We start from the raw sequence: 26,864 nt of genomic DNA, 5'->3' as shown, positions 1-26,864 counted from the left end.
CCCGTTGCGTCCGCTGGACCCCGCTTCCAAAGGAACGCGACCATGGCCGAGACCATCAAGGACCTGCTGGAGCTCTCCCTGCAGGACACCTACAGCGCGGAGAACCAGATCCTCGCGGCCTATCCGGAGCTGGAGGAGGCGGCCAGCTCGCCCCGGCTGAAGGAGGCCATCCGCCAGCACCGCGAGGAGACCGAGCGCCAGGTGGAGCGGCTGGAGGAGGTCTGCGAGATGCTCGGCGTCGAGCCGGATGGCGAGAGCTGCGTCGCCATGGAGGGCCTGGTCGAGGAGGCGGACGACCTGATGGAGGATCTGGAAGGGGGCCCCGTGCTCGACGCCGCCCTCATCGCCGCCGCGCAGAAGATCGAGCATTACGAGATCGCGGCCTATGGCACGCTCTGCTCCCTGCTTCGGTCGATGAACCAGACCAAGGCCGTCGATCTCCTGTCCCAGAGCCTGAAGGAGGAGAAGGACACCGACGAGACGCTGACCCGGCTCGCCGAGCAGGAGGTCAACCCGGCGGCGATGCAGACCCTGCCGGCCGACGAGCCGTTGGGCGGCTCGCGCGGCGCTGCCTGAGCGGCGCGGCTAGACCTGCTCCAGCGCCCGGGCCTGCCCCGGCACGGGCGTCGCGTTGCCGCCCTTCGGCTCCCGCCCGGTGATGAGCCGGGCGCCGCGCTGGAAGGTCAGGTAGCTCCACAGCCATTCGAAGGAGACGACGACCCGGCTGCGGAAGCCGATCAGGTACCAGACATGGGCGAGGCCCCAGAACCACCAGCCGATCAGCCCGGTGAGGCGGATGCGGCCGAGTTCCACCACGGCGGAGCGGCGGCCGATGGTGGCGAGGTCGCCATGGTGCCGGTAGCGGAAGGGCGCCGGCGCCGCCTGCCCCGCCGCACGGGCCGCGAGCAGCCGGCCGACATAGCGCCCCATCTGCTTCGCCGCCGGCGCATTGCCCGGCACCGGCTTGCCCTTGCCGTCCGTCACCGCGGCGGTGTCGCCGAGGGCGAAGACATCCGCCAGGCCGGGCACGGCGAGATCCGGCCCGACCCTGATGCGCCCGGCACGGTCCCGATCCGCCCCGATCCAGGCCCCGACCGGCGAGGCGACGACGCCCGCCGCCCAGACGATGGTGCTGGCGGCGATCCGTTCCTCGCCGCATTCGACGCCGGTCGGGCCGCAGCCGGTGACGCGGGTGCCGGTCAGCACCTGCACGCCCATCCGCTCCAGCGACTGCCGGGCCTTGGCGCCGAGCTCCTCCGGGAAGCTCGCCAGGATGCGCGGCCCTGCCTCGATCAGCACGATGCGCGCCATGGCCGGGTCGATGCGGCGGAACTCGCGCGGCATGGCATGGCGGGAGAGCTCCGCCATCGCCCCCGCCAGCTCCACCCCCGTCGGCCCGCCGCCGATGACGGCGAAGGTCAGCAGGCGCCGCCGCTCCGCATCGTCCTCGGTCAGCTCGGCGCGCTCAAAGGCGAGAAGCAGGCGGCGGCGGATATCCGTCGCATCCTCGATGGTCTTGAGGCCGGGTGCCACGGGAGCCCATTCGTCGCGGCCGAAATAGGAATGGGTCGCGCCCGTCGCCAGCACCAGCGCGTCGTAGGGGATGCGAAGGCCGGGGCCAGCCGCGACCTCGCGCGCCGCGGTGTCGACGCCCGTCACCTCTGCCATCATCACCCGCACGTTGCGCTGGCGGCGGAAGATGGTGCGGACCGGCCAGGCGATGTCGCCGGGCGAGAGCGCCGCCGTCGCCACCTGGTAGAGCAGTGGCTGGAAGAGGTGGTGGTTGTGCCGGTCGATCAGGGTGATCTCGGCCGGCGCCCGGGCCAGGGCGCGCGCCGCTTCCAGCCCGCCGAAGCCGGCGCCGATGATGACGACGCGGAAAGGCCGATCGGACATGCGGGGGGCTTCCTCGGGATCGTGGTTCAGCGCGGTAACGCGGGCCATGCCGCGCGGCCGGATGAACAGGGCGCGATCACCGCCGCGGCAGCCTTCCGCGCTGGCCTGCGTTCTCGGCATCCGCCCAGAGCACACTCCGATCAGGTGGAATCACCTGATCGGAGATATTTGCTCGGTCAAACAACAAGCCGGAGCGGGTTCCGCAAGCTTATGCGCACGGAACCCGCTCCGGAGGAGAGCCACGGATTGATCGCCGAACCGGAGGGGCTGCTGGCTGCGCAGCTGGTGGAGCGCATGCTGGCGGCGGGCGAGGCGGGCCTCGTCCTCGTCGCGCGGAGCGAGGGGCGGGCGGCGCGGCTGCACCGCGCGGTGCGGGCGCTGGCGCCGGAGGGCGCGGCGGTCGCGCTGCTGCCGGGTTGGGACTGCCTGCCCTATGACCGGGTCTCGCCCTCCCGCGCGGTGATGGGGCAGCGGATGGCGCTCGCCGCCGGGCCGCCGCCGGCCCTGCTGATCGCCTCGGCCGAGGCCATCGGCCAGCGCCTGCCCAGGGTCACGGAGCGGCTGCGGCTCGCCTGCGGCGAGGCGCCGGATGGGGAGGGGCTGCGCCGCGACCTGCTCCGCCTCGGCTACGCGCTCGACGAGCGCGTCGACGAGCCAGGCGAGGCGGCGCTGCACGGCGAGGTCATCGACCTCTGGCCCGCCGCGGGCGAGGCGGCCTGGCGGCTGCGGCTGGAGGCGGGGCGCATCGCCGCCATCCAGCGGCTCGACATCCTCAGCCAGCGGAGCCTCGATGAGGCGGTGGAGGCGCTGGAGCTCGGCCCGGCCTCCGAAGTGGTGCTGGCGGCCGACGACCCGCTGCTGGAGGCGCGCCCGCCGGGCCTCGAGCATGCGCTGGCGGAGCACGCTGCCGCGCTGGTCGCGCCGCTCGACCTGTTGCCGCAGGCCACGGTCCTGCTGGATGCCGGGGCCGAGGCGGCGCTCGGCCAGCGCCGGGCCGAGGTGGCGGAGGCCTTCCGCACCCGCATCGCCCTCGGCCCGGCCGGCTCGCCGCCGGAGGCGCTGCATTGTGGCGAGGACCTGCTCGACGGGCGCCAGGTGGAGCGGGTGGCGGAGGGCGAGGGCGCCGCGCCGCCCCGCTTCGCCGAGGCGGAGGATCCCGAGGCGGCCTTCCTCGACTATGCCGAGGCGCAGCGCGCGGCGGGGCGGCGCATCGCCATCGCCGGCGGGCGGGGGCACGGGGCGCGACGGCTGGCGCAGCGGCTGGGCGAGGCGGTGCCGGCCGCCGACTGGCCGGCGCTGCTGGCCCTGCCGCCGGGCAGCATCGCCCTGCTCGCGGCGGAGGTGCCGGGCTTCGAGTGCGAGGCGGCGGCGGTGGTGCCCCATGCCTCCATCCGCGCCGTCAGCGGGGCGAGGCGGGACCATGGGGCGGAGGCGCTCTTCGCCGCCACCGCACGCCTGCAGCCGGGGGATGCGGTGATCCATCTCGACCACGGGCTCGGCGCGCTGGAGGGCGTGGAGCAGGTGGACACCGGCGAGGCGCAGGTCGATTGCCTCCGGCTGCGCTATGCCGACGCCACTCAGGTCGTGCCCTTCGACGAGCTGGACCGCATCTGGCGCTACGGGGCGGAGGCGGAGGGGCTCTCCCTCGACCGGCTGGGCGGCGAGGCCTGGCCGAAGCGGCGCGCGGAGGCCGAGGCCGCGGTCGCCGGGAGCGCGCGGGCGCTGCTCGAGCTGGTGCGGGCGCGGGAGCGGGCCCGGGCGCCGGCGCTGCGGCCGCCGGCGGCGGAGTATGCCCGGCTCGCCGCGCGCTTCCCGCATGAGCTGACGGAGGACCAGGCCGCGGCGGTCAACGCCGTGCTCGGCGACCTCGCCTCCGGCCGGCCGATGGACCGGCTGGTCTGCGGCGATGTCGGCTTCGGTAAGACGGAGGTGGCGATCCGCGCCGCCGCGGTGGCGGCGCTCGGCGGCCACCAGGTGGCGCTGCTGGCGCCGACCACGGTGCTGGTGCGCCAGCACCTGGAGAGCTTCCGCCGACGCTTCGCCGGCCTCGGCCTGCGGATCGAGGCGCTGTCGCGCCTGACGCCGGCCGGCGAGGCGCGGGAGATCAAGGCGGCGATGGCGCGCGGTGAGGTGGCGATCGCCATCGGCACCCAGGCGCTGGCGGCCAAGGGCACCCGCTTCCGCGACCTCGCCCTGATGATCGTCGACGAGGAGCAGCGCTTCGGCGCGGCACAGAAGGAGCAGCTGAGGCGCCTCCGCCACGGGGAGGGGCTGCATGTGCTGACGCTGACGGCGACGCCCATCCCGCGCAGCCTGCAGGCGGCGCTGGTCGGGCTGCGCGAGCTGAGCGTCATCGCCACGCCGCCGGCGCGGCGGCAACCGGTGCGGACCATGCGCGCGCCGATCGAGGATGCGCTGCTGGCCGGCGCGCTGCGGCGCGAGGCGCGGCGCGGCGGGCAGAGCTTCTGCGTCTGCCCGCGCATCGAGGACATCGCGCCGATGCGCGAGCGCCTCGCCGGGCTGGTGCCGGACCTCACGCTGATCGAGGCCCATGGCGGGATGCCGGCGGCGGAGGTCGATGCCGCCATGGTGCGCTTCGCCGAGGGCGAGGGCGACGTGCTGCTCTCGACCAACATCGTGGAAGCCGGGCTCGACGTGCCGCGGGCGAACACCATGCTGGTCTGCCGTGCGGACCGCTTCGGCCTGGCGCAGCTGCACCAGCTGCGCGGGCGGGTCGGCCGCGGGCGGGCGCGGGGCGTCGTCTACCTGCTGACCGACCCCGAGGCGCGGATCGGCCCGGCCACGGAGCGGCGGCTGGCGATGCTGGAGGCGCTGGACCGGGTCGGCGCCGGCTTCGCCATCAGCGCGCGCGACCTCGACCTGCGCGGCGCGGGCGACCTGCTGGGCGAGGAGCAGGCCGGGCACCTGACGCTGGTCGGGCTGGAGCTCTACCGCCACCTGCTCGACCGGGCGCTGGCCGTGGCGCGCGGCGAGGCGCCGCCGGAAGCCTGGAGCCCGGGCCTCGCCATTGGCGTCGATGCCTTCGTGCCGCCCGGGCATGTGCCGGAGGAGGCGCTGCGCGTCAGCCTGCACGGGCGCCTCGCCGGCATGCTGCGCGCCGGGGACTCGGCCGCAGTCGAGGCGCTGGAGGACGAGGTGGAGGACCGCTTCGGCCCCGCCCCGGCGCCGCTCGCCCAGCTCTTCGCCCTTGCCCGGATCTCGGCCCGCTGCCGGCGGCTTGGCATCGAGAAGCTGGAGGTCGGGCCGCATGCCGCGGCGGCGACGCGCCGCGGGCCGGAGCGCGGCAGGCTGCTGCTGCGCCGGGCCAGCGAGACCCAGGCGGAGCGGCTGGCGGCGGCGGAGGCGCTGCTCGCCTCCTTCGTCAAGGCCCGTGCGGAGGCCAGGCGGGGGCGGCCATCGTGACCGGCCCCATGGGCTGCCCCGCCTGCCCATCGGCCGCAGCCTGAGCACGATGTCCTGAGCAGTTCCCGGCCAGGCGGGCTTACCGCGCCGGGGATGCAGGGTGCGGGAGCGAAGCGGCCCGCACCCTGCTGCAACGGCGCCCGCCGGGCGGCGTTCGGCCCCGGCACGGCAACCAGGAGAGGGATATCGATGCGCCCCGACGACAACAGAGCGGCGGACAGCCCGGCTATCGCCATCCATGGCCACCAGATGGATGTGGGCGAGGCGCTGCGCAGCCATGTGACCGAGAAGCTGACCAGCATCGCCGAGAAGTACCTGGGCGCCGAGGACATGACGGCGCGCTTCTCGCGCACCGGCCATGGCGGCTTTTCCTGCTCGGTGCGGGTCCATGCCGGCAAGGGCCTCTTCTTCGACGGCTCGGCCGAGGCGGCGGAGGCGCCGATCGCCTTCAACGACGCGCTGGAGCGGGTCGCGAAGCAGCTCCGCCGCCGGAAGCGGGAGCTGCGGGAGGACAAGCCCGTCAATCCCGACAAGGAAGGCCTGATCTAGCCAATGGCCCATGGCGGGTCCCGCCGGGTGATCCTGGCGGCACTGGCGGGCAACCTTGCCATCGCCGCCACCAAGCTCGCGGCGGCGCTCTACACCGGGTCGAGCGCCATGCTGAGCGAGGCGATCCACTCGGCGGTCGACACCGGCAACCAGGGGCTGCTGCTCGTCGGGCTCCGGCGGGCGGCGCGGCCGCCCTCGGCGCGGCACCCCTTCGGCCATGGGATGGAGCTGTATTTCTGGGCCTTCGTCGTCGCGCTGATGATCTTCGCGCTCGGCGGGGCGGTCTCCGTCTACGAAGGCTGGCGGAAGATCGCGGCGCCGGAGCCGGTCGAGAGCGCCTGGGTCAACTTCCTCGTCCTCGGCGCCTCGGTCGTCTTCGAGGGCCTGTCCTTCCGCGTCGCCTTCCGGGAGTTCCGCCGCAGCCATGCGGGCGAGCCCTTCTGGCAGGCGGTCCGGGCCAGCAAGGACCCCGGCGTCTTCGCCGTCCTGCTCGAGGATGCGGCGGCGCTGGCAGGGCTCGCCATCGCGCTGGTCGGGCTGGCGCTCGCCGAATGGCTGGGGATGCCAGCGCTGGACGGCGCGGCCTCCATCGGCATCGGCCTGCTGCTGGTGGTGACGGCGGGCTTCCTCGCCAACGAGACGCGGAGTCTGCTGACCGGCGAGGCCGCCTCGCCGCGGCTGGTCGCCGCGGTGCGGGCGACGCTGGCCGCCGACCCACGGGTGAAGACGGTGGAGGAGCTGCTGAGCATGCATCTCGGCCCGGCGGAGGTGCTGATGGCGGTGACCATCGACCTGACGGACGAGCTGCCCGGCCACGAGCTGGAGCAGGCGGCGCGGGAGCTGAGCCATCGCGTCGAGGACTGGCACCCGGAGGTGACGCGCTTCTTCCTCAGGCCCAAGCGCCTGGCGGCCTGAGCCGGGGGCCGGACTCGGCAAGCCGCCCGCCGGGAGGGAGCAATCCCCCGGCGGGCGGCTCTATGCCTTGACGTGTCGGCCCGGCGTCCGGCCGGGTGAGGGATACGCCCTCACCAGGCGGCGGGGCTCACCCCCGCGGGTGCCGGACGGTATCGGGCGCCGTCCGGTTCGCCGCAAGGCACAACCGGGCAGGCCGCCGAGGGTTTCGTGGCTCCTGGCCGAATCTCTCAGACCACGTCCTGCGCGGCGCCGGCCGGCATCAGCCCGGCCCCGTGCAGGAACCCATCCCGCTCCATGCGCCGGCGCACCGCGGCGCCCCAAAGCACCAGCGCCATCCCGGCCCCGAGGCCGAGAAGGCCGAAGGCTGCGGACAACATCACTTTCTCCTTCCGTGTTCTTCGACACGGGAGATGGGTTGTCCGGCCGCGGCGCAGGAGCGGCAGGGGGTCCCTCCAGCCATGCGGAGAATGCGCTGCTCACCGCCTCAGCGTCGCATGCCAGCGGCGGAGGCCGATGGCGCCGCTGCTCAGCAGCCGGTGGCGCAGCAGCCAGAGCTCCGCCTCCTCGACCAGCCCGGCGGCGGCGCCACGCAACTTGGCGGCGCCGGCGGCCCGCAGCTCCTCGATCACCCGCGCCCAGCTCTCGATGATGGCGGCGCATTGCCGGGGCGCGGCATCCTCCGCGACATGGAGCTGGAAGCCGGCGGCCTCGAGCGCGGCCTCCGCCGCCTGACGCTCCGGCGGCGGGCCAGTGCGGCCCTCGAGGGCGAGCCAGCGGTCGAGGCCGGCGCCGGCGGCTGGGTCGCCGCGGACGACCTCCAGCATCACGAGCTGCGCCTCCGGCTTCAGCGCCGCGGCCAGGGCCCCGGCGAGACGGTCGAAGGAGCCGCCGCCGGCCAGCGGCTCCAGCGCCAGGGCGTGGTGGTGGTAGCGGGCGCGGAAGGCGGGGGCCTCCGGCTGCCAGGGCAGCACCGTGGCGCGGCGGCCATGGGGGCGGAGGCGCTGCGCCATGCGCTCGGCCAGCATCAGGTCGTGCTGATGGGCGGCGACCCAGGCGCCGCAGCGGCCGATGACGGCGCCCGCCGCCGCGCCGGCATCGCGGCCGACCAGCAGCAGCGTCGTCGCCGGCGACAGGGGGAGGAGGCTGGCGAGCCGCTCGATCTCCGCCGGGCCGCCGGGGATGAGGCAGCCCTCCTCCCAGAGCCGCTCCGCCCAGGCGAGGCGGGCCAGGGCGAGGCCCTCGGCCGGGCCCGGCGCGGCCGGGGGCGGCGCCGGGCCCGCAGCCTCCTCCGCATCCTCCGGAGGGAGGCTGGCCGTGCCGCGATGCTCGCCGGGCCAGATCAACCGCGCCAGGGCGTCCCTCAGGGCCGGCATGGGGGCCGGGTCATGCTTCGGTTCCTGGCCTTGCAGCGCAGGGGAGCGGGAGAGGAGCATGCCAATGGTGAAGGAAGCGTTGCGGCGGGGCCGGCACGGGGCTATCGCAGGGGGCCATGCCAGAAGCGCCCTACCCGATCCGCTACGTCGCCAAGAACATGCGGCTCGACCTCCGGCTGATCGCCGAGATGATCACGCCGGGCGCGCGCGTGCTGGACATCGGCTGCGGCGACGGGGCGCTGCTCGCCTACCTCACCGCCGAGAAGGGCGCGGATGCCCGCGGCATCGAGATCGACATGGCGGAGGCGACGCGGGCTGTCGCCGCCGGCCTCGCCGTGATCCATGGCGATGCCGACCACGACCTCGCCTCCTACCCCGACGGCGCCTTCGACTATGTGGTGCTGTCCCGCACGCTGCAGGCGGTGGAGCGGCCGCGCGAGGTGCTGCGGCAGATGCTGCGCATCGGCCGGCGGGCGATCGTCAGCTTCCCGAATTTCGGCCACTGGCTGGTGCGCTGGCAGGTGCTCGCCACCGGGCGGATGCCGATGACCGAGACCTGGCACCGTGCCTGGCACGAGACGCCGAACATCCACCCCTGCACCATCCAGGACTTCTTCGACCTCTGCGCCCTCGAGGGCTATGTCGTCGAGCAGTGGCTGGCGGTGGATGAGCGGGGACGGAGGGCGCCGTGGAAGCGCTCGCCGTGGCTGGCCAACCTGTTCGGCGAGCAGGCGCTGTTCCTGCTGCGGCGGGGATAGCCACCGGGCCTAGAGCAAACTCCGGTCAGGTGGAAACACCTGACCGGAGTAATTCGCTTGGCCAAGCAATGGATCAGAGCGGCTTTCGTGAGTCGGTGCGAACGGAAATCGCCCTAGTGAAGCCGGGCGTTGCGCGGGCGGAGGGCGTCCGGCGGCGGGGCGCTGGCGGCAGCAGCCACCGGATCCGGCAGGTTGGACACGGCGAGGGCGACATGGCGCGCGGCCTCGGTGGCGCCGAGGCGCAGGCACTCCGCCTCCACATAGGACAGCATGAGGCGGAGGGCGGATTGGTCGGGGGACTCGGCCTCGGTTTCAAGAGGCTTGAACGCGGCACGCATCCAGCACGCTCCGGCTAACGTGATTACAGTGCACACATACTATTGACCCAGCCTGTCATCAACACTGGAATCGTTCCCAGGTTGCATGCGTGCGCGCAAGCAACCTTGATGAAGCGCGGGCGGCGACCCGGGAGCGCGTATTCCAACCCCATTTCAACCGTGAGTTCGATGATCTCGGCAGGGTCTGCCGCTGCCGCAGCGGCGCCTTGGGCATCGACTCAGAAACGTTCAACCCATGGCCGAATTTCCATCTCCCAGCTCCACGTATTACGCGGTTGACGGATGAGCTGAAGGTAGGTTGCGGCGATCGCATCGGGGTCGAGCAGGCTGTCCTGCCCGCCATCGGGCCGAGCTGTGCTCCGGATGCCACCATCGATGACAATATGCGCCACATGGATGCCCATCGGGTGCAGCTCCCGCGCGGCGGACTGGGCGAGGCCGCGAAGGGCGAACTTCCCCATGGCGAAGGGGGCGCTCAGCGGATAGCCCTTCACCCCGGCCGAGGCCCCGGTCAGCAGGATGGTGCCGCGCCCGGCCGCCAGCATGCGCCGCGCCGCCTCCCGCACCGCGAGGAAGGCGCCGAAGGCCGAGACCTGCAGGCTCTTCTGCACCTCGGCCGGGTCCAGCTCCGCGATCGGGCCGCGGGTGCGGTAGCTCGGGTTGTAGACGACGACCTCGGCATCGCCCTCCGCCGCGAACAGGCCGGCGACCTGGGCGGCGTCGGCCGCGTCGCAGCCATGGGTGGCGGCGCCGGTCTCGGCGGCGAGCGCGGCGAGCTTCGCCGTGTTGCGGGCGGCAAGCGCCACCGCATAGCCCTCGCGGGCCAGCAGCCGCGCGAGGGAGGCGGAGAGCCCGTCCCCCGCGCCGATGATCAGGGCCTTCGGCATTCGCCTCGCTCCTTACCCCAGGGTTTCCAGCAGCTCGCAGAGCACGGCGCAGCGCGGCGCCAGGTCCGGCCAGCGGATATGCTCCTCCGGCGCATGGGCGCCGGCGCCGGTGCAGCCGAGGCCGTCCAGCGTCGGGATGCCCATGGCGGCGGTGAAATTGCCGTCCGACCCGCCGCCGCGATGCTGCTTCGGCAGGTCGTAGCCCTGGCGGGCGGCAATCGCCCGGGCGGCCTCGTAGAGGGCGAGGTTGGCCGGGCTTTCCTCCAGCGGCGGGCGGTTGAGCCCGCCTTCCACGGTGATGCGGATGCCGTCCTCTTCCTTGGCCAATGCCCGGATGGCGGCGACCATGCGTTCCGCCTCGGCGAGGCTCGGGGCGCGGAAGTCGATGCGGCAGCCGGCCTCGGGCGGGATGACGTTCGGCCGCGTGCCGCCCCAGATCGGCGCGACATTGGTGGTGACGCCGCGCTCCAGGTCGGTCAGCGCATGGACCTTGAGGATCGCCTGGGCCAGGGCGACGACGGCGCTCCGCCCCTCGGACCAGTTGCCGCCGGCATGGGCGCTGCGGCCCTCGACCGTCAGGGTGAATCCGCCGGTGCCCTTGCGGCCGGTGACGCAGGCGCCCTGCGGGCCGCCCGCCGGCTCCGGGATCAGCACGGCGCAGGCGCCGCGGGCGGCGGCCTCGATCGGGGCGCGGCTGGTCGGGCTGCCGACCTCCTCATCCGGGGTGAGCAGCAGGGTGATGGGGCGGCGGGTCCGCGTGCCCTGGCGCAGGATCTCCCGCACCGCGTGGAAGGCGAAGAAGCTGCCGGCCTTCATGTCGTAGATGCCCGGGCCATGGGCGCGCTCGCCCTCCACGCGCCAGGGCATCGACTTCGCCAGCGTGCCATGGTCCCAGACCGTGTCCACATGCCCGGCGACGACCACCGGCGCGCCCTCGCCCGGGGTGCGGGCGATCAGCGTGTCGCCGAAGCCGCCATGGCCCGGCAGTCGCTCGATGGCGGCGCCCGCCCCGGCGAGGTCGGCCTGGCAGCGATCGAGCAGCGCGTTGACGGCGCCCGGGTCGGTGGTCGGGGTCTCATGCTCCACCCAGCTCCGCAGCTCGGCGAGGAGGCGGTCGGAGCTGCCGGTATCGGTCTGGGGCATGGGGTCGGTCCTGTTGCGGTCCCCCTCCACTCTGGCGATGCCGCGGCGCTTGTCCACCCGCCCGGCTCTCGTTAGACCGCCGGGGCATGACCCAGCCCCTCGTCATCACCGACTGGCGCGACCTGCCGCCCGGGCTGCGCGGCGCCACCGTCGCGCTCGGCAACATGGACGGGGTGCATCTGGGGCACCGGGCGGTGCTGGCGGCCGCCCATGCCGCGCGGCCCGGGGCGCCGCTCGCCGCCCTGACCTTCGAGCCGCATCCGCGCGAGCATTTCCGGCCCCAGGATCCGCCCTTTCGCCTCACCCTGCTGCCCGCCAAGGCGGAGGCGCTGGGGCGGGCGGGCGCGGCGCTGGTGGTGGCGCTGCCCTTCGATGCGGCGCTCGCCGGCATGCCGGCCGAGCGCTTCTTCCAGGATGTCCTGCAGGACGGGCTGGGCGCCGTGCATCTCGCCTGCGGCCAGGACTTCGCCTTCGGCCACCGGCGCGGCGGCGATGCCGGGACGCTGACGGGCCTCGCCGAGGCGGCGGGCATCGGGCTGACGGTGGTGCCGCCGGTCGCGGATGCGCAGGGGCCGGTCTCCTCCACCCGCATCCGCCGCGCCCTGCAGGACGGCTACCCGGAGCGGGCGACGGCCCTGCTCGGCCGCCCTTGGGAGGTCCGCGGCGAGGTGGTGCATGGCGACAAGCTCGGCCGGGTGCTGGGCTGGCCGACCGCCAATCTCTGGCTCGGCCGGCACCTGGAGCCGGCGCACGGGGTCTATGCGGTGACGGCGATGCTGCCGGATGGGCGGGAGGTGGGCGGCGTCTCCAATATCGGCCGGCGGCCGACGCTCGGCGGCGATCCGGAGACCAGGCTCGAGACCTATCTCTTCGACTTCTCGGGCGATCTCTACGGGCAGGAGATCGGCGTAAAGCTCCGGCACTTCCTGCGGGCGGATGCGAAATTCGACGGGCTGGAGGCGCTGAAGGCGGCCATCGCCCAGGATGCGGAGGATGCGCGGGCGGCGCTGGCGCAGGATACCTGACCCAATACTTGACCCCCTAGCCCTCCGATCCCCATAAGCCCCTCATGCATCGCCCGGTGGCCCATCCGCGAATTAGCCGCCCGGCCCTCGCCTGAGGGCCGGGACCGCCGCGCACCCGCCACCGCTGACCCGCCGCCGCATCGCCGGCGGCCGGAGACCGCCCCGATGAACGACACCGTAGCCCCCGCGACCCGAGACTACCGCGGCACCGTCTTCCTGCCGCAGACCGCCTTCCCGATGAAGGGCGACCTGCCGAAGCGCGAGCCGGACTGGCTGCAGCGCTGGGAGCGGCTGGACCTCTGGGCCCGGCTGCGCGAGCGCTCCAAGGGTCGCCCGCCCTTCGTCCTGCATGACGGCCCGCCCTATGCGAACGGTCCGCTCCATATCGGCCATGCGCTGAACAAGATCCTGAAGGACGTCATCAACCGCGCCGCCCAGATGGCCGGGCACGATGCCGACTACGTCCCCGGCTGGGACTGCCACGGCCTGCCGATCGAGTGGAAGGTCGAGGAGGAGTACCGCGACCTCAAGGGCAAGTACCAGGGCGGCCGCAAGAAGGACGACGTCCCCGTCCTCGAGTTCCGCGCCGAGTGCCGCGCCTATGCCGCGCGCTGGCTCGACGTGCAGCGGGAGGAGTTCCAGCGCCTCGGCGTCTTCGGCGACTGGGCCGGGCGCTATGCGACGATGGACTTCCCCTCGGAAGCAACCATCGTTGCCGAGATCGGCAAATTCCTGATGAACGGCTCGCTCTATCGCGGGCTGCGCCCGGTGATGTGGAGCCCGGTCGAGAAGACGGCGCTGGCCGAGGCCGAGATCGAATATCACGACCATGTCTCGCCGACGCTCTGGGCGCGGTTCCGCCTCCTGAAGTCGGCCGCGGATCTGGCCGGCGCGAGCGTCGTGATCTGGACGACGACGCCCTGGACCATCCCCGGCAACCGCGCCGTCGCCTATGGCGCCGGGATCGACTACGCGCTGGTGCATGTCGAGGGCGTCGCCGAGGGCAGCCATCTCGTCCCCGGCGAGCGGCTGCTGGTCGCGCTGCCGCTGCTGCCGCAATTCGGCAAGGATGCGGGGCTCGGCGCGCATAGCGTCGTGCGCGTGCTGAAGGGCGAGGCGCTGGCGGGCGCCATCGCCGCGCATCCGCTGCGCGGCGCGGGCTACGACTTCGACGTGCCGCTGCTGGCGGGCGAGTTCGTCACCACCGAGGCGGGCACCGGCTTCGTCCACATCGCCCCGAGCCATGGCGAGGACGACTTCAACCTCGGCCGCGAGAACGGCCTGCCGGTGCCCGAGACGGTGAACGACGACGGCACCTTCACCCTGCAGGCGCCGGGCTTCGCCGGCCTGCATGTCTTCAAGGCGCATGACGCCGTCTATGCCGCCTGCGAGGCGGCCGGCACGCTGGTCGCCAAGGGCAAGCTCACGCACAGCTACCCGCATAGCTGGCGCTCGAAGAAGCCGGTGATCTTCCGCGCCACGCCGCAATGGTTCATCGCCATGGACGATGCCAATGCGATCCGCGAGAAGGCGCTCGCCGCGATCGACGCCACGCAATTCGTCCCCGACCAGGGGCGCAACCGCATCGGCAGCATGGTCGCGGCGCGGCCGGATTGGTGCATCAGCCGCCAGCGCGCCTGGGGCGTGCCCATCGCCGTCTTCGTCGACCGCCGCACCGGCGAGCCGCTGCGCGACACGGCGGTGATGGACCGCATCGTCGAGGCCTTCCGCGTGGAGGGCGCCGATGCCTGGTACCAGCCGGGCGCCGCCGCGCGCTTCCTCGGCGAGAGCCGCGACCCGGCGGACTACGAGCAGGTGATGGACATCGTCGATGTGTGGTTCGAGAGCGGCTCGACCCATGCCTTCGTGCTGCGCGACCGCGGCATGCCCTTCCCGGCCGATCTCTACCTGGAGGGCTCGGACCAGCATCGCGGCTGGTTCCACTCCTCGCTGCTGGAGAGCGTCGGCACCAATGGCGTCGCACCCTTCAAGGCGGTGCTGACGCATGGCTTCGTGCTCGACGAGTCGGGCCGGAAGATGTCGAAGTCGCTCGGCAACGTCACCGCCCCGCAGGAGGTGATGCAGCAATACGGCGCCGACATCCTGCGCCTCTGGGTGATGAACTCCGACACGGCGGAGGACCTCCGCATCGGCAAGGAGATCCTGAAGCAGCAGGCGGAGCTCTACCGGCGCCTGCGCAACACGCTGCGCTGGCTGCTCGGCAACCTCGCCGGCTTCGAGGAGGCCGAGCGCGTCCCCCATGCCGAGCTGCCGGAGCTGGAGCGCTGGGTGTTGCACCGCCTCGCCGAGCTGGATGGGAAGCTCCGCCAGGCCGCGAAGGATTACGACTGGACCGGCGTCTATCCCGAGCTCCACACCTTCTGCTCGACCGACCTTTCGGCCTTCTACTTCGACATCCGCAAGGACAGCCTCTACTGCGATGCCGCCGACAGCCACCGGCGGCGCAGCGCGCGGACGGTGCTCGATGTGCTGCACCGCTGCCTCTGCGCCTGGCTTGCGCCGGTGCTGGTCTTCACCGCGGAGGAGGCCTGGCTTGCCCGCTTCCCCGATGAGGGCGACAGCATCCACCTACACGACTTCCCCGAGCTGCCGGCCGAGTGGCGGGACGAGGCGCTGGCCGAGCGCTGGGCCACGCTGCGCGCGCGCCGCGCCGAGGCGACCGGGCTGTTGGAGGAGCTGCGGCGCTCCGGCGAGATCGGCTCCTCGCTCCAGGCGCGGGTCGAAGTGCCTGCGGCGGCCGGCTTCGATCCCGGCTTCTGGGAGGAGATCCTGATCGTCTCCAAGGCCGAGATGGCCGCGGGCGAGGGCTTCACCGCGGCGAAGGCTCCCGGCGCCAAGTGCGACCGCTGCTGGCGGGTATTGGAGGAGGTCGGCCTCTCCGCCGCCCACCCGACGCTCTGCCGCCGCTGCGAGGCCGTGGTGGACGGCCAGTGATGCGCATCGGCCTCGCCATGGCCGCGCTGCTGCTGGCGGCCGACCAGGCGAGCAAGTGGTGGGTGCTGGAGGTGCTCGACCTCCCCGGCCGCCGCACGCTGCCGCTGGTCGAGGCGGGGCCGCTCGGCCTCGACCTCACCATGGTCTGGAACCGCGGCGTCACCTTCGGCCTGCTCTCGGGCGAGGGGCCGCTGAACCATATCATCCTCGCCCTCGTCGCCGCCGTCATCGCCGCCTTCCTCCTGCGCTGGATGGCGCGGGCGGAGAACCGCGCCGTTGCAACCGCCCTGGGTGCTGTCGTCGGCGGCGCGGTCGGCAACGTCATCGACCGCCTGCGCTTCGGCGCCGTCGTCGATTTCATCGATGCGCATGGCTGGGGCTGGCACTGGTACGTGTTCAACATCGCCGATGCCGGGATCGTCTGCGGCGTCTTCGTCCTCCTCGCGGATGCCTTGTTCCGGAAGCCGCCGGCGAGTAGAGAGGCGACATGAGGATGCGCCGCCCCGCGGGCCAGTCCATGGCCCTCAGCCTTCTGCTCGCCACCGCCTTGGCTGCCCCCTTGGCCGGCTGCGGCGGCGACACCGCGCGCACCTTCGGCCTGACGCGGGATGCGCCGGACGAATTCCAGGTGACGACGCGGGCGCCGCTCTCCATGCCGCCCTCGCTCGGCGGCCCGCTGCCGGCGCCGCGCCCCGGCGCCGACCGGCCGCAGGAGGTCTCGACGCGCCAGGCGGCGGAGGCGACGCTGGTGCCGGGCGCGGTGCTCGGCGGCCCGGCCGCGGCGAGCGCCCCGAGCTCCGGCGAAAGCGCCCTGCTGAGCCAGGCCGGCCGCCCGGTCGGCGACGACATCCGCCGCCGCGTGGACGAGGAAAGCCTGAAGCTCGACCAGCCGCAGCGCACCCTGGTCGACCGGCTGATGTTCTGGCGCGGGCCGGAGCCCTCCGGCACCGCGCTCGACCCGCGGCGCGAGGCGCAGCGGCTGCGCGAGAATGCCGCGCTCGGCCGCGAGGTGACGGATGGCGAGACGCCGGTCATCCAGCGCGCCCGCAGCAGCAACCCGGTCGCGGCGCTGTTCGAGAGCATCTTCTAGCAGCCATGCCGCCAGGACGGCGCCGCGGCCGCGCGGCGCTCAGAAGGCCGTCCGCAATCGCAGCGCCAGCACCGGGATCGGGCCGCGATCGGCGTTGTAGGCCGGGTTGACGATCAGCTGCGCATCGGCCGTCAGCACGGTGCCGGGCGCGACGCCGAGCGCGTAATAGGCCTCGACCGCCACTTCCGGCCGGTAGCTCAGCCGCCCGTCGCCGATGATGAAGCCGGCGCCGCCGGCGGCGATGAAGCGCCGGTGCCGGCCCGACAGGCCGGCAATGTTGCCGGCCAGCCCCACGGCATCCGCGTCCCGGCCCCAGCGCGCCCCGCCCACTACCAGCCCGGCCGAGGCGGCCCAGTCCATCTCGGTATACATCCATTGCTGGGTGCGGCCGTCATTCCAGGAAAGCCGCGCGAAGGCGCCGAGCTCATCCGCCAGCTCCTGCTCGGCGTTCAGCACCAGCATCGCCTTGCCGGCGGTGCCGCCGCGGAGGTTGGTCTCGGTCTGGCCGATATCGCCGCCGAGCAGCGCGGCATAGCTCTGCGAGCGGGTCTGCGACCAGCCGCCGAGCAGCCGCACCGCCCCCGGCCGGCCGCCCAGGGTGTAGAACCGGTCCGCCTGCAGCAGGACCTGGTAGCCGCGCAGCGGCTGCGGGTCGAGCGAGAGGGAGTTGATCCGCTTCGCCACCTGCAACGCCCCGGCGCGGAGACCCCAGGCGCCGTTGTCCCACTCCACGGCAGCGCCGTTGGTATAGCCCTTGGCATCGTTGGCGAAGTCGAAGGCGCCGGCGGAGACGAAGGCCCAATTCAGGAATTGCGTCCGCGGGTCATGGGCGTAGCGGTTGTCGTCGAAGATGTCGAAGACGGCGATCTTGCCGATGGTGAGCGTGATCCGCTCGCGCGGCAGTGGGGCGGCGAAGCGGTAGGGGTCCCCGTCCGCCGCCACGGTGTCGCCCGAGAGGGCGATGGTCTGGCGGAGGAAGGCGCGGGTCACATAGGCCGCCGGCCCCTCGGAGCCGGTGCGGAAGGCCTCGCCATTCGGGAAGGCCGCGGCGCCCCGGGTGCCGGAGAGGCCGAAGCCGCGCGAGACCTGCGGGTCGATGACGAACTCCGCCCCACTCCACAGGCGCCGGCCGATCACCATGTCGAGGGAGAGGGTGTTCCGCTGCATGGCCTTGGCCTGCATGCTGTTCTCGCCCCGGTAGGGCGAGGGGAAGCCGGGATGGCCCTGCTCGACGAAGGTGGACTGGCCGTGCAGCAGCCAGCCCTCCGCCTCCAGCCGCTCCTGCCAGGCCGCCAGGCCCGGGAGAAGCGCCTCGGCCCGGGCGGCGAGGCTGGCCGCCATCACGGCCCCGGCCATGGCGAGCCCATATGAAGACCTGCCCATATGCAAAGCTGATGATGGCTTCGTTAAGTTTTTCAGGAACATAGATGGTATTGATTCAAACCGTCGCGGAACGCAAGCGGTGCTGGCGCAAGCCGGCCAGCGTCCCCACATCGGAGAGATGCCCAGCGTGACACGCCGTACCGCCCTTCGCTCCGCCGCCGCCCTGCCGGTGGCCACCGCCGTGCCGGCCCTCGCCCAGCCGGCCATTGCCCCGCCGACGGAACCGCTCGCCGAACGCCCGCTCTTTGGCGCGGTGAGCTGGACCATGGCGAACGGGCTGCGGGTCGTGCTGGCCGAGAGCCGGCGGGTGCCGGTCGTCTCCCACTACCTCTTCTACGGCGCGGGCGCCGGCGAGGACCCGGCGGGCAAGTCCGGTACGGCGCATTTCCTCGAGCACATGATGTTCAAGGGCAGCCGCAACGTGGCGCCGGGCGCGCTGTCGCTGGTGGTGGCGCGGGAGGGCGGGCAGGACAATGCCTTCACCTCGCGCGACGTCACCGCCTACCACCAGACGGTCGAGGCCTCCCGCCTCGCCCTCGTCATGCGGATGGAGGCGGACCGCTTCGCCCATCCGCTGCTGCCCGAGGCGACGCTGGAGCCGGAGCGGGCGGTGATCCTGGAGGAGCGCAACCAGCGCACCAGCAGCAACCCGCGCGGGCGCTTCTGGGAAGGGTTCGAGGCCGCCATGTGGGGGCCGCAGCACTGGCACGGCCGTCCGATCATCGGCTGGGAGGAGGAGATCCGCGCCATCACCCTGGCCGATCTCCGCGGCTTCCACGACCAGCGCTACGCCCCTGGCAATGCCGTGCTCGTCGTCACCGGCGATGCGCGGGAGGCGGAGGTGCGGGCGCTGGCCGAGGAGTTCTACGGCGTGGTCCCGGCCCGGCCCTTCACGCCGCGCCGCCGCGCCGAGCCGGTGCCGGCCGCGGCCGAGCCGCGCTTCGTCCAGCACGACCCGGCGGTGCGCGAGGCGAGCTTCATGCGCAGCCTCATGGCGCCGAGCCTCACCTGGGGCGAGATGCGCCATGCCTGGCCGCTCGAGGTCCTGGCCCATCTGCTCGGCAGCGGCTCGGGCAGCCGGCTGCACAAGGCCCTGGTCGAGACCGGGCTCGCGACCAGCGCCAACGCCTCCTACGACAGCGAGACGGTGGGGCCGGGCAGCTTCAGCGTCTCCGCCACGGCGCGGCAGGGCGTGGCGCCGGAGCGGGTGGAGGCGGCGGTGGATGCCGCCCTCGCCGCGCTCCTGCAGGACGGGCCGGGCGAGGCGGAGGTTGTCCGCTCCATCCGCCAGCTCACGGCGGGCGCGGTGCTGTCGCTCGACGGCATCGGCGCCGCGCCGCGGATGCTGGGCGGCGCGCTGGCGATCGGCCTTCCGCTGGAGATGGTGGAATTCTGGCCGCGCTACCTGAAGGCGGTGACGCGCGAGCAGGTGACGGCGGCGGCGCGGGCGGTGCTCGGCCAGCCGGTCGGCACCACGGGCTGGCTGCTGCCGGGGGCGCCGGCATGACCGCCGTGCCCGATCGCGGCGCGCCGGGGGCGAACGACGTGAACCCGCCCCGCAACGAGCAGGGCTTCTCCCTGCCGATCCAGGTGGTCGAGGCGGATGGGCTCTCCGCCTGGCTGGTCGAGGACCAATCGGTGCCGGTGGTCTCGGTCGCCTGGTCGTGGGCCGGCGGGGCGGCGCTCGACCCGGCGGGGCAGGAAGGGGTGGCGGCGCTCGCTGCCTCCCTCCTGACCGAGGGGGCGGGGCCGCTGCGCGCCACCGAATTCGGTGATGCGCTGCGCGATCAGGCGATCAGCCTTAATTTCTCGGCCGACCGGGACAGTTTCGAAGGCGGCTTCCGCGCCCTGACCACGGCCCTGCCGGAGGCGGTGCGCCTCGCCCGCCTCGCCATGCAGGAGCCGCGGCTTGATGCGGAGGCGGTGGAGCGGGTGCGCGCGCGGTCCATCGCCGCCGTCCGCCGCGCGCTGGAGACGCCGCGCGGCCAGGCGGTGCGCGCCTTCTGGGCGAATGCCTATCCCGGGCACTCCGCCGGGCGGCCGAGCAGCGGCACGGCGGAAAGCCTCGCCGCCCTGCCGGTGGAGGCGCTGCGCGCGGCGCTGGCCCGGCAGGTCCACCGCGAGGGCCTGCAGGTGACGGCGAGCGGCGCCATCACCCCGGAGGCGCTGCGCGGCCTGTTGCCGGCGCTGTTCGGCGGGCTGCCGGGCGGGGCGCCGCCGGCCATCGCGCCGCTGCCGGCCTTCCGCGGCTTCGGCCAGCAGGTGCTGCCGGTCGCCTCGCCGCAATCGGCGGTGATCTTCGGCCAGGACGGCCTGTCCTCGACCGATCCGGACTGGGAGGCGGCGCAGGTGGTGCTCCGCATCCTGGCCGGCGGCGGCTTCTCCTCGCGGCTGATGCAGTCGGTGCGGGAGCAGCGGGGCCTCGCCTATGGCATCGGCGCTGGGCTCGACCTGCTGTTCCGGCACGGCGTCGTCATCGGCTCGGTGGCGACGGAGAATGCCCGCGTCGCCGAGACGCTGGCGGTGACGCGGGAGGAATGGGCCCGCATGGCGGCCGAGGGGCCGACCGAGGTGGAACTCGCCGATGCGGTTGCCTTCCTCACCGGCTCCCTGCCGCTGCAATTCACCGACAGCCGGCGGGTGGCGGAGACGCTGCTGATGCTGCGGCAGAACGGCCGGCCGACCGACTGGCTGGCCGGCCGCCCGGCCCGGCTCCGGGCGCTGACGCGGGAGCGGCTGGTGACGGTGGCGGCCCGCCTGCTGGCGCCGGATGCGCTCTCGGTCGTGGTGGCGGGGCAGCCTGCGGGGTTGTGAGGCGGCGGCGGATTCCTCGGGCGGCTGCTTTGCCCTAGAGCAGGCTCCGATTGGGTGGAAACACCTGGTCGGAGGTATTTGCTCGGCCGGACAATGGATTGGAGCGGCTTCCGTGAGCCAGTGCGAACGGAAACCGCTCCAAGCGAAGGATGCTCGAAGCGGGAGGGAAGCGCATGGCGCAGGAACTGGCGGCGGCCTGGGCGGCGGTGATGGCCCTGGCGAAGACCCCGCGGGCGGATGGCAGCGCGCCCTCCTCCATCCGTCGGCTCTTCGCCGCCGATCCGGAGCGCTTCCGCCGCTTCTCCCATGCGGCCGACGGGCTGCTGCTCGACCTGTCCAAGACCGCGATGAGCGATGCGGTGCGGACGGCGCTGCTCGGCCTCGCCCGCGCCGCCGACCTGCCCGCTAGGCGGGATGCGATGTTCCACGGCGAGGCGGTCAACGTCACGGAGCGGCGGGCGGTGCTCCACATGGCGCTGCGCGGCGAGGGCGGCTTCCGCGCCGGCGCCGAGGATGCCTCTGCCGAGGTGGCATCGGTGCTGGGGCGGATGCGGGACTTCACCCTGGCCGTCACCGAGGGGCGGCTGACGGGCGCCACGGGCGAGCGCTTCACCGACGTGCTGAACATCGGCATCGGCGGCTCCGACCTCGGCCCGGCCATGGTCGCGCGGGCCTTGTGGACGCCGGCCTCGCCGCTCCGGCCGCATTATCTCGGCAATGTCGATGCCCATGCCTGGGAGGAGATCCGCCCGCGGCTCGACCCGCGGCGGACGCTGGTGCTGGTGGCGAGCAAGACCCTCACCACCCAGGAGACCATGACCAATGCCGCGCTGGTCCGCGGCTGGCTGGCCGGGTCCCTGGGCGAGGCGGCGGTTGGCGGGCATCTGGCGGCGCTGTCGACCAACCTCAAGGCGACCGAGGGTTTCGGCATCGCCGCCGATCGGGTCTTCCCCTTCCGCGACTGGGTGGGCGGGCGCTTCTCGCTCTGGTCGGCGATCGGCCTGTCGCTGGCCCTGTCGCTCGGCTGGGAGCAGTTCGAGCGGCTACTGGCCGGCGCGCGGGCGATGGACGCGCATTTCATGGCGGCGCCGCTCGAGGGCAACCTCCCGGTGCTGCTGGCGCTCGCCGAAGTCTGGCACGTCAACGGCCTCGGTTGCGCGACCCGGGCAGTGCTGCCCTATGACGAGCGCCTCGCCCGGCTGCCGGCGCATCTGCAGCAGCTGGAGATGGAGAGCCTCGGCAAGCGGGTGACGCTGGCAGGCAAGCCGGTTGGGCACGACACGGGGGCGGTGGTCTTCGGCGAGCCGGGGACCAATGCGCAGCACAGCTTCATGCAGCTCATCCACCAGGGCACGCGGCCGGTGCCGGCCGACATCATCCTGGTCGCGCGGCCGGACCATGGACACGCCGACAGCCACCGGAAGCTGCTGGCCAACGGCCTCGCCCAGTCGGCGGCGCTGATGCGCGGCAAGACCGAGGCGGAGGTCAGGGCCGAGATGGAAGCCGCCGGCACCGACCCGGCCGAGATCGCCCGGCTGCTGCCCCATCGCGTCTTCCCCGGCGACCGGCCGACCGCGACGCTGCTGCTGCCGCATCTCGATGCCTTCACCCTCGGCCAGGTGGTGGCGCTCTACGAGCACAAGGTCGCGTCGCTCGGCATCCTCTGGGACATCAACGCCTTCGACCAATGGGGGGTGGAGCTCGGCAAGCAGCTCACCGGGCCGATCCTGACGGCGCTGGAAGGTGGTGCGGCGGAAGGGCAGGACGGCTCGACCCTCGGCCTGCTGGCGGCGCTCCGGCACGCCGGTGGGTGACGCCCGCCCTACCGGCGGCTTCGCGCCGCTGGTGCCCGAATTCGAGGTCGAGGACCTGGCTGCGAGCCTCGATTTCTGGTGCGAGGCGCTCGGCTTCCGCATTGCCTATCAACGGCCCGAAAGCGGCTTCGCCTATCTGGAGCGGCCGGAGGGGGCGCAGGTGATGCTGAACCGGCGCAATGGGCATTGGGATACCGGACCGCTGGAGCCCCCCTTCGGGCGGGGGATCAACTTCCAGATCAAGGTGGCGGCCCTGGCGCCGATCCTCGCCGCGCTGGAGGCGCGTGGCTGGCCGCTCTTCCGTCCGGCGCATGAGGCCTGGTACCGGGTGGGCGCGGAGGAGGTCGGCGGGCGGCAGGTGCTGGTGCAGGATCCCGACGGCTACCTGCTGCGCTTCATGGAGGAGCTGGGATGGCGGGCAGCGTGAGGCGCATCGCCGTCCTCGCCGATATCCACGGCAGTCTCCGCGCGCTGGAGGCGGTGCTGGCCGACCTGCCGCGGCGCGGGGCGGACCTCGTCGTCAATCTCGGCGACTGCCTGTCCGGCCCGCTGCAGCCGGCGGAGGTGGCGGACCGGCTGATGGCGCTCGGCTGGCCGACGGTGCGCGGCAACCATGACCGGCAGCTGCTCGACCGGCCGGTCGAGGCGATGATCCCCTCCGATGCGTACACTGCGGTCCGCCTCGCGCCGGCGCATCGGGAGTGGCTCGGCACGCTGCCGCCGGTGCCGCGGCCGGCGGAGGGGTGCTCGCCTGCCACGGCACGCCCGCGGACGACCTGACCTATGCGCTGGAGGTGGTGGCCGGGCCGCATCACCTGCGCCCGGCGACGGCGGTGGAGGCCTCGGCGCGGATCGGGGCGACGCCGGGCGCCGGGCTCAACCGCTGCGGCCATTCGCATCTGGCGCGGATGGTGCGGCTGCCGGACGGGCGGCTGGTGCTCAACCCGGGCAGCGTCGGCCATCCCGCCTATACCGATACCGAGCCGCACCCGCATGTCGTCTTCGCCGGCACGCCGCATGCGCGCTATGCGATGGCGGAGCGGGCCCCGGCAGGGTGGAGCGCCGAGTTCATCGCCCTCCCCTATGACTGGGACGCCGCTGCGGCGGATGCCCGGGCGGCGGGGCGGGAGGACTGGGCGCAGGCGCTGGCGACAGGGCAGCTCGACCCGGCCTGAGAGCTGCCCTGGCAGGCGAGTCGGCGGCGCCTTATCATCCAGGACGGAGGTTCGCTTCGCCCCCATGACCGCCCCCGCGCCGAGCCCTCCCTGATGCCAATTCGCCTCCTCCCCGAGACCACGGCCAACCGCATCGCCGCCGGCGAGGTGGTGGAGCGGCCGGCCGCCGTGGTGAAGGAACTGGTGGAGAATGCCCTCGATGCCGGGGCGCGGCGCATCGCCGTCACGCTCGAGGGCGGCGGGATCGAGCGCGTCGTCGTCGAGGATGATGGGCATGGCATGGGGCCGGAGGATCTCGGCCTCGCCGTCGAGCGCCACGCCACCTCCAAGCTGCCGGAGGAGGCGATGCTCTTCCGCATCGCGACCCTTGGCTTCCGCGGCGAGGCGCTGCCCTCGATCGGCGCCGTGGCGCGGCTCTCCATCACCAGCCGCCCGCGCGAGGGCGATGCGCATGCGCTCGGCGTCGAGGGCGGGCGGAAGGGGGCGGTGGTGCCGGCCTCCGGCGCGCCCGGTACGCGGATCGAGGTGCGGGACCTGTTCTATGCCGTCCCGGCCCGGCGGAAATTCCTGAAATCCCTCCGCACCGAGGCCGACCAGGCGGTGGAGGCGGTGCGGCGCCTCGCGCTGGCCTGGCCGGAGGTCGGCTTCCGGGTGACGCAGGACGGGCGGGAGGTGCTGGCCCTCGCACCGGCGGAGCGCGATGCGCGCATCGCCGACCTGCTCGGCGCGGATTTCGCCGCGGCCGCGCTGCCGGTCGCGGGCGAGGGCGGCGGGCTCTCGCTGTCCGGCCTCGCCGCCCAGCCGGCCTATACCCGGGCGACGGGGACGGAGCAGCACCTCGTCGTCAACCGCCGCCCGGTGCGGGACCAGCTGCTGCGGACGGCGCTGCGCGTCGCCTATCGCGACCTGATCGCGGCCGGGCGGCATCCGGTGGCGGCGCTCTTCCTCGAGCTGCCGCCCGAGGCGGTCGACGTCAACGTCCACCCGATGAAGACCGAGTTGCGCTTCCGCGACGAGGCGGCGGTGCGTGGCCTGCTGATCGGCGCGCTGCGGCGGGCGCTCTCGGCCGGCGCCGGGGTCGCGGCGCCGGCCCCGTCGCTCACCGCCTATGCGCCGCGCACCGGCTGGTCCGGCGGCTGGCGGCGGCCGGAGCCGGCGCCGCTGCCCGACCGCATCGGCCTCGCCGAGATGCAGCTCGCCCTCACCCCGCCGCCCGCCGAGCCCGCGCCCGCCCTGCCCCTCGGCTTCGCCCCGCCGCGGCCGCCCGCCCCGGTGCCGGAGCGCGCACCGGCTGCGCACCCGCTCGGCCGGGCGCTGGCGCAGGTGATGGAGACCTACATCCTCGCCGAGGCGCCGGACGGGGCGCTGGTGCTGGTCGACCAGCATGCGGCGCATGAGCGGCTGACGCATGAGGCGCTTCGGGCCCAGCTCATCGAGGGCGGCGTCCGGGCCCAGCCGCTGCTGCTGCCCTCGGTCGTGGACCTGCCGCCGGCCGATGCGGCGCGGCTGCTCGGCTTCGCCGAGGCGCTGGCGCGGCTCGGCCTCGAGATCGAGGGCTTCGGCCCCGGCGCGGTGCTGGTCCGCGCCCTCCCCGCCCTGCTCGGCCCGGCCGATCCCGGCCCCTTGCTGCGCGACCTCGCCGAGGAGCTCGCCGCCTATGATGAGGCGACGGCGCTCGACCGCAAGCTCGACGCGGCGGTCGCGCGGCTGGCCTGCCACGGCTCGGTGCGGGCCGGGCGGCGGCTCACCCCGCCCGAGATGGATGCGCTGCTGCGGCAGATGGAGACGACGCCGCGGGCGGCCACCTGCTCGCATGGCCGCCCGACCTTCCTCCGCCTCGGCACCGCCGATCTGGAGAAGCTGTTCGGCCGGCGCTGATCGCGTAAGCTCCGCCCGGGAGGAAGCCGCCGGGCACCAACGCCCAGGGGGATACGCGCATGGCCAGGCGCCGCATGCATCTTGGCTTCGACTTCTCCTACTCGCATATGGGCGGGCGCTGGCGCATGCCGGGCTCCTGGCCCGGGCGGACCTTTCCCGACATCGCCATGTTCGAGGAGATGGCGCGCATCGCCGAGCGCGGGCTGCTCGACCTGCTCTTCTCCGGCGACGGCACCGGCGTGCCGGATACCTGGCGCGGCTCGCGCGATGCTGCCATCGAATGGGGCATCAACTGGCCGCGGCAGGACATCCAGCCGATCGCCGTCGCGATGTCCCGCGTGACGCGGCATATCGGCTTCGGCCTGACCTACTCGTCGAGCTTCATGCACCCGTATTACACGGCGCGGCTGATGAACACGCTCGACCACGTCACCGGCGGGCGGATCGCGATGAACCTCGTCGCCTCGACGCGGCGCTCGGACTTCGCCAATTTCGGCTTCGACGGCCTCGTCGACCACGAGGCGCGCTATGCGCGAATGGAGGAGTTCGTCGCGGTCTGCAAGGCACTCTGGGCCAGCGCTGAGCCGGATGCGATGCTGTGGGACCGGGCGACAGGGCGCGTCGGCGATCCGCGCAAGATCCATGACGTCCACCATGAGGGCCGCTTCTTCAAGGTGGACGGGCCGCTGAACACGCCGCCCTCGCCGCAGGGCAGGCCGGTGCTGATCCAGGCCGGCGGCTCGCCGCGCGGGGTGCGCGCCTCGGCCCGCGTCGCCGACCATGTCTTCGGCGCCGACATGGCGCTCGACCTCCAGGTGAAGCAGCGCGCCGCGCTGGACGAGGCCCTGCGCGCGGAGGGACGCGACCCGGAGGCGGTCGGCATCCTCTGGCAGACGCCGATGGTCATCGCCGAGACGGAGCAGGAGGCGCTGGCCCGGCGCGACCTGATGCTCGCCGCCATCCCGGACGAGGCGGTCGGCGCCTATCTCTCCTACAATTCGGGCTACGACTTCTCGACCCTGCCGGAGCGCTTCACGCTGCGCGCGCTGCATGCCGAGATCGTCGCCGGCCAGGCCTCGCCGGTCGGCTTCATCCATGAGCTGGCGGCCGAGATCGGCGGCGACACCGAGATCACGCGGGCCGAGTTCTTCGAGCATGGGCGGCGCGAGGCGACGGCCTACGACACCACCCTCGCTGGCTCGCCCCGGCAGATCGCCGACCGGCTGGAGGAGGTGTTCGAGGCGACGGGGGAGCGCGGCGGCTTCATGCTCGGCCACACCGTCTCCATGCCGCTCGACCTCATCGGCATCGTCGAGCTGCTGGTGCCGGAGCTGCAGCGGCGCGGGCGCTTCCGCACCGAGTATCGCGGCCGGACCCTGGCGGAGACGCTGGCGAAGGCCTGAGCCGCCATCGCGAATGGGTGTCCCTCCCTGAAGCATGCGTCACAC

At 73.5% G+C, this 26,864-nt stretch carries 24 protein-coding genes; 17 read left to right on the top strand and 7 right to left on the bottom strand.

Annotated features, from left to right (window positions below; translation table 11 throughout):
* Positions 1-42: 42 nt before the first annotated feature.
* A complete protein-coding gene (locus AC5JJ1_RS11760) occupies positions 43-576 on the top strand; it encodes a YciE/YciF ferroxidase family protein (RefSeq protein WP_495785313.1) in 534 nt (177 codons plus the stop codon).
* Positions 577-585: 9 nt separating this feature from the next.
* On the opposite strand, the gene AC5JJ1_RS11755 is transcribed toward AC5JJ1_RS11760, so the two are convergent.
* The gene (locus tag AC5JJ1_RS11755; RefSeq protein ID WP_495785312.1) at positions 586-1,896 is read right to left on the bottom strand and encodes an NAD(P)/FAD-dependent oxidoreductase; all 1,311 of its coding nucleotides are present in this window, start codon (positions 1,894-1,896) and stop codon (positions 586-588) included.
* Between the two features lie 246 nt (positions 1,897-2,142).
* Here AC5JJ1_RS11755 and AC5JJ1_RS11750 point away from each other — a divergent pair, with 246 nt between their 5' ends.
* From AC5JJ1_RS11750 to AC5JJ1_RS11740, 3 genes are all read left to right on the top strand, one after another.
* Complete coding sequence (locus AC5JJ1_RS11750; RefSeq protein WP_495785311.1) at positions 2,143-5,319, top strand: DEAD/DEAH box helicase; 3,177 nt, start codon at positions 2,143-2,145, stop codon at positions 5,317-5,319.
* A 189-nt stretch (positions 5,320-5,508) separates the two neighbouring features.
* The gene (locus tag AC5JJ1_RS11745) at positions 5,509-5,868 is read left to right on the top strand and encodes an HPF/RaiA family ribosome-associated protein (RefSeq protein ID WP_495785310.1); all 360 of its coding nucleotides are present in this window, start codon (positions 5,509-5,511) and stop codon (positions 5,866-5,868) included.
* Between the two features lie 3 nt (positions 5,869-5,871).
* Positions 5,872-6,783: a cation diffusion facilitator family transporter gene (locus AC5JJ1_RS11740; RefSeq protein ID WP_495785309.1), complete on the top strand. Its 912-nt coding sequence runs from the start codon at positions 5,872-5,874 to the stop codon at positions 6,781-6,783.
* 227 nt (positions 6,784-7,010) lie between these two features.
* On the opposite strand, the gene AC5JJ1_RS11735 is transcribed toward AC5JJ1_RS11740, so the two are convergent.
* Positions 7,011-7,160 (bottom strand): hypothetical protein, encoded by a 150-nt coding sequence (locus tag AC5JJ1_RS11735; RefSeq protein ID WP_495785308.1) that lies wholly within the window; start codon positions 7,158-7,160, stop codon positions 7,011-7,013.
* 99 nt (positions 7,161-7,259) lie between these two features.
* Positions 7,260-8,156 carry a hypothetical protein gene (locus AC5JJ1_RS11730; RefSeq protein ID WP_495785307.1) on the bottom strand — a complete coding sequence of 299 codons (897 nt, stop codon included), beginning with the start codon at positions 8,154-8,156 and terminating at the stop codon, positions 7,260-7,262.
* A 158-nt stretch (positions 8,157-8,314) separates the two neighbouring features.
* Here AC5JJ1_RS11730 and metW point away from each other — a divergent pair, with 158 nt between their 5' ends.
* Complete coding sequence (gene metW, locus AC5JJ1_RS11725) at positions 8,315-8,914, top strand: methionine biosynthesis protein MetW (RefSeq protein ID WP_495785346.1); 600 nt, start codon at positions 8,315-8,317, stop codon at positions 8,912-8,914.
* Positions 8,915-9,027: 113 nt separating this feature from the next.
* Here the strand turns inward: metW and AC5JJ1_RS11720 are convergent, their stop codons facing one another.
* The 3 genes from AC5JJ1_RS11720 to AC5JJ1_RS11710 form a co-directional block, all read right to left on the bottom strand.
* Entirely contained in the window at positions 9,028-9,252 is a 225-nt protein-coding gene (locus AC5JJ1_RS11720; protein WP_495785306.1) for a hypothetical protein, read from the bottom strand.
* Between the two features lie 218 nt (positions 9,253-9,470).
* Complete coding sequence (locus AC5JJ1_RS11715; RefSeq protein WP_495785305.1) at positions 9,471-10,139, bottom strand: SDR family NAD(P)-dependent oxidoreductase; 669 nt, start codon at positions 10,137-10,139, stop codon at positions 9,471-9,473.
* 12 nt (positions 10,140-10,151) lie between these two features.
* Positions 10,152-11,282, bottom strand: coding sequence for a M20 family metallopeptidase (locus tag AC5JJ1_RS11710; protein WP_495785304.1), 1,131 nt, complete (start codon positions 11,280-11,282; stop codon positions 10,152-10,154).
* An 86-nt stretch (positions 11,283-11,368) separates the two neighbouring features.
* Between AC5JJ1_RS11710 and AC5JJ1_RS11705 the strand changes: the two genes are divergently transcribed.
* From AC5JJ1_RS11705 to AC5JJ1_RS11690, 4 genes are all read left to right on the top strand, one after another.
* Complete coding sequence (locus tag AC5JJ1_RS11705) at positions 11,369-12,307, top strand: bifunctional riboflavin kinase/FAD synthetase (protein WP_495785303.1); 939 nt, start codon at positions 11,369-11,371, stop codon at positions 12,305-12,307.
* 165 nt (positions 12,308-12,472) lie between these two features.
* Entirely contained in the window at positions 12,473-15,262 is a 2,790-nt protein-coding gene (gene ileS, locus AC5JJ1_RS11700) for an isoleucine--tRNA ligase (protein WP_495785302.1), read from the top strand.
* Positions 15,262-15,753, top strand: coding sequence for a signal peptidase II (lspA, locus tag AC5JJ1_RS11695; protein WP_495785301.1), 492 nt, complete (start codon positions 15,262-15,264; stop codon positions 15,751-15,753). The genes ileS and lspA overlap by 1 nt, the downstream gene beginning before the upstream one ends.
* A gap of 2 nt (positions 15,754-15,755) precedes the next feature.
* The gene (locus tag AC5JJ1_RS11690) at positions 15,756-16,352 is read left to right on the top strand and encodes a DUF3035 domain-containing protein (protein ID WP_495785300.1); all 597 of its coding nucleotides are present in this window, start codon (positions 15,756-15,758) and stop codon (positions 16,350-16,352) included.
* Positions 16,353-16,391: 39 nt separating this feature from the next.
* On the opposite strand, the gene AC5JJ1_RS11685 is transcribed toward AC5JJ1_RS11690, so the two are convergent.
* The gene (locus tag AC5JJ1_RS11685; RefSeq protein ID WP_495785299.1) at positions 16,392-17,708 is read right to left on the bottom strand and encodes a carbohydrate porin; all 1,317 of its coding nucleotides are present in this window, start codon (positions 17,706-17,708) and stop codon (positions 16,392-16,394) included.
* Between the two features lie 145 nt (positions 17,709-17,853).
* Here AC5JJ1_RS11685 and AC5JJ1_RS11680 point away from each other — a divergent pair, with 145 nt between their 5' ends.
* The 8 genes from AC5JJ1_RS11680 to AC5JJ1_RS11645 all read left to right on the top strand — a co-directional run bounded on the left by AC5JJ1_RS11680 (position 17,854) and on the right by AC5JJ1_RS11645 (position 26,819).
* On the top strand, positions 17,854-19,242 hold the full coding sequence (locus AC5JJ1_RS11680; protein WP_495785298.1) for a M16 family metallopeptidase: 1,389 nt from the start codon (positions 17,854-17,856) through the stop codon (positions 19,240-19,242).
* Positions 19,239-20,549, top strand: a complete 1,311-nt coding sequence (locus tag AC5JJ1_RS11675; RefSeq protein ID WP_495785297.1) for a M16 family metallopeptidase — start codon at positions 19,239-19,241, stop codon at positions 20,547-20,549. The genes AC5JJ1_RS11680 and AC5JJ1_RS11675 overlap by 4 nt, the downstream gene beginning before the upstream one ends.
* 173 nt (positions 20,550-20,722) lie before the next feature.
* Positions 20,723-22,363 (top strand): glucose-6-phosphate isomerase, encoded by a 1,641-nt coding sequence (gene pgi / locus AC5JJ1_RS11670; protein ID WP_495785296.1) that lies wholly within the window; start codon positions 20,723-20,725, stop codon positions 22,361-22,363.
* Entirely contained in the window at positions 22,356-22,790 is a 435-nt protein-coding gene (locus AC5JJ1_RS11665) for a VOC family protein (protein ID WP_495785295.1), read from the top strand. The genes pgi and AC5JJ1_RS11665 overlap by 8 nt, the downstream gene beginning before the upstream one ends.
* Positions 22,775-23,143: a metallophosphoesterase family protein gene (locus tag AC5JJ1_RS11660; RefSeq protein WP_495785294.1), complete on the top strand. Its 369-nt coding sequence runs from the start codon at positions 22,775-22,777 to the stop codon at positions 23,141-23,143. Before AC5JJ1_RS11665 ends, AC5JJ1_RS11660 begins: the two co-directional genes overlap by 16 nt.
* Positions 23,107-23,538 carry a hypothetical protein gene (locus AC5JJ1_RS11655; RefSeq protein ID WP_495785293.1) on the top strand — a complete coding sequence of 144 codons (432 nt, stop codon included), beginning with the start codon at positions 23,107-23,109 and terminating at the stop codon, positions 23,536-23,538. Before AC5JJ1_RS11660 ends, AC5JJ1_RS11655 begins: the two co-directional genes overlap by 37 nt.
* A gap of 93 nt (positions 23,539-23,631) precedes the next feature.
* Positions 23,632-25,416 carry a DNA mismatch repair endonuclease MutL gene (gene mutL / locus AC5JJ1_RS11650; RefSeq protein WP_495785292.1) on the top strand — a complete coding sequence of 595 codons (1,785 nt, stop codon included), beginning with the start codon at positions 23,632-23,634 and terminating at the stop codon, positions 25,414-25,416.
* Positions 25,417-25,475: 59 nt separating this feature from the next.
* Complete coding sequence (locus tag AC5JJ1_RS11645; protein WP_495785291.1) at positions 25,476-26,819, top strand: NtaA/DmoA family FMN-dependent monooxygenase; 1,344 nt, start codon at positions 25,476-25,478, stop codon at positions 26,817-26,819.
* Positions 26,820-26,864: the final 45 nt, after the last annotated feature.

This window comes from Belnapia sp., from assembly GCF_059504005.1.
The sequence above is the reverse complement of the archived record's forward strand: the minus strand, read 5'-3'. Positions and strand labels throughout refer to the sequence as shown.

Bases quoted from the DNA above. Each gene is read 5' to 3' on its own strand.
- AC5JJ1_RS11705 (WP_495785303.1), top strand. From the start codon at position 11,369: ATGACCCAGCCCCTCGTCATCACCGACTGGCGCGACCTGCCGCCCGGG.
- AC5JJ1_RS11745 (WP_495785310.1), top strand. From the start codon at position 5,509: ATGCGCCCCGACGACAACAGAGCGGCGGACAGCCCGGCTATCGCCATC.
- AC5JJ1_RS11690 (WP_495785300.1), top strand. From the start codon at position 15,756: ATGCGCCGCCCCGCGGGCCAGTCCATGGCCCTCAGCCTTCTGCTCGCC.
- AC5JJ1_RS11660 (WP_495785294.1), top strand. From the start codon at position 22,775: ATGGCGGGCAGCGTGAGGCGCATCGCCGTCCTCGCCGATATCCACGGC.
- AC5JJ1_RS11685 (WP_495785299.1), bottom strand. From the start codon at position 17,708: ATGGCCGGGGCCGTGATGGCGGCCAGCCTCGCCGCCCGGGCCGAGGCG.
- AC5JJ1_RS11720 (WP_495785306.1), bottom strand. From the start codon at position 9,252: ATGCGTGCCGCGTTCAAGCCTCTTGAAACCGAGGCCGAGTCCCCCGAC.
- metW (WP_495785346.1), top strand. From the start codon at position 8,315: ATGCGGCTCGACCTCCGGCTGATCGCCGAGATGATCACGCCGGGCGCG.
- ileS (WP_495785302.1), top strand. From the start codon at position 12,473: ATGAACGACACCGTAGCCCCCGCGACCCGAGACTACCGCGGCACCGTC.
- AC5JJ1_RS11760 (WP_495785313.1), top strand. From the start codon at position 43: ATGGCCGAGACCATCAAGGACCTGCTGGAGCTCTCCCTGCAGGACACC.
- mutL (WP_495785292.1), top strand. From the start codon at position 23,632: ATGCCAATTCGCCTCCTCCCCGAGACCACGGCCAACCGCATCGCCGCC.
- AC5JJ1_RS11675 (WP_495785297.1), top strand. From the start codon at position 19,239: ATGACCGCCGTGCCCGATCGCGGCGCGCCGGGGGCGAACGACGTGAAC.
- AC5JJ1_RS11740 (WP_495785309.1), top strand. From the start codon at position 5,872: ATGGCCCATGGCGGGTCCCGCCGGGTGATCCTGGCGGCACTGGCGGGC.
- pgi (WP_495785296.1), top strand. From the start codon at position 20,723: ATGGCGCAGGAACTGGCGGCGGCCTGGGCGGCGGTGATGGCCCTGGCG.
- AC5JJ1_RS11730 (WP_495785307.1), bottom strand. From the start codon at position 8,156: ATGCCGGCCCTGAGGGACGCCCTGGCGCGGTTGATCTGGCCCGGCGAG.
- AC5JJ1_RS11715 (WP_495785305.1), bottom strand. From the start codon at position 10,139: ATGCCGAAGGCCCTGATCATCGGCGCGGGGGACGGGCTCTCCGCCTCC.
- lspA (WP_495785301.1), top strand. From the start codon at position 15,262: ATGCGCATCGGCCTCGCCATGGCCGCGCTGCTGCTGGCGGCCGACCAG.
- AC5JJ1_RS11645 (WP_495785291.1), top strand. From the start codon at position 25,476: ATGGCCAGGCGCCGCATGCATCTTGGCTTCGACTTCTCCTACTCGCAT.
- AC5JJ1_RS11735 (WP_495785308.1), bottom strand. From the start codon at position 7,160: ATGTTGTCCGCAGCCTTCGGCCTTCTCGGCCTCGGGGCCGGGATGGCG.
- AC5JJ1_RS11755 (WP_495785312.1), bottom strand. From the start codon at position 1,896: ATGTCCGATCGGCCTTTCCGCGTCGTCATCATCGGCGCCGGCTTCGGC.
- AC5JJ1_RS11710 (WP_495785304.1), bottom strand. From the start codon at position 11,282: ATGCCCCAGACCGATACCGGCAGCTCCGACCGCCTCCTCGCCGAGCTG.
- AC5JJ1_RS11680 (WP_495785298.1), top strand. From the start codon at position 17,854: ATGCCCAGCGTGACACGCCGTACCGCCCTTCGCTCCGCCGCCGCCCTG.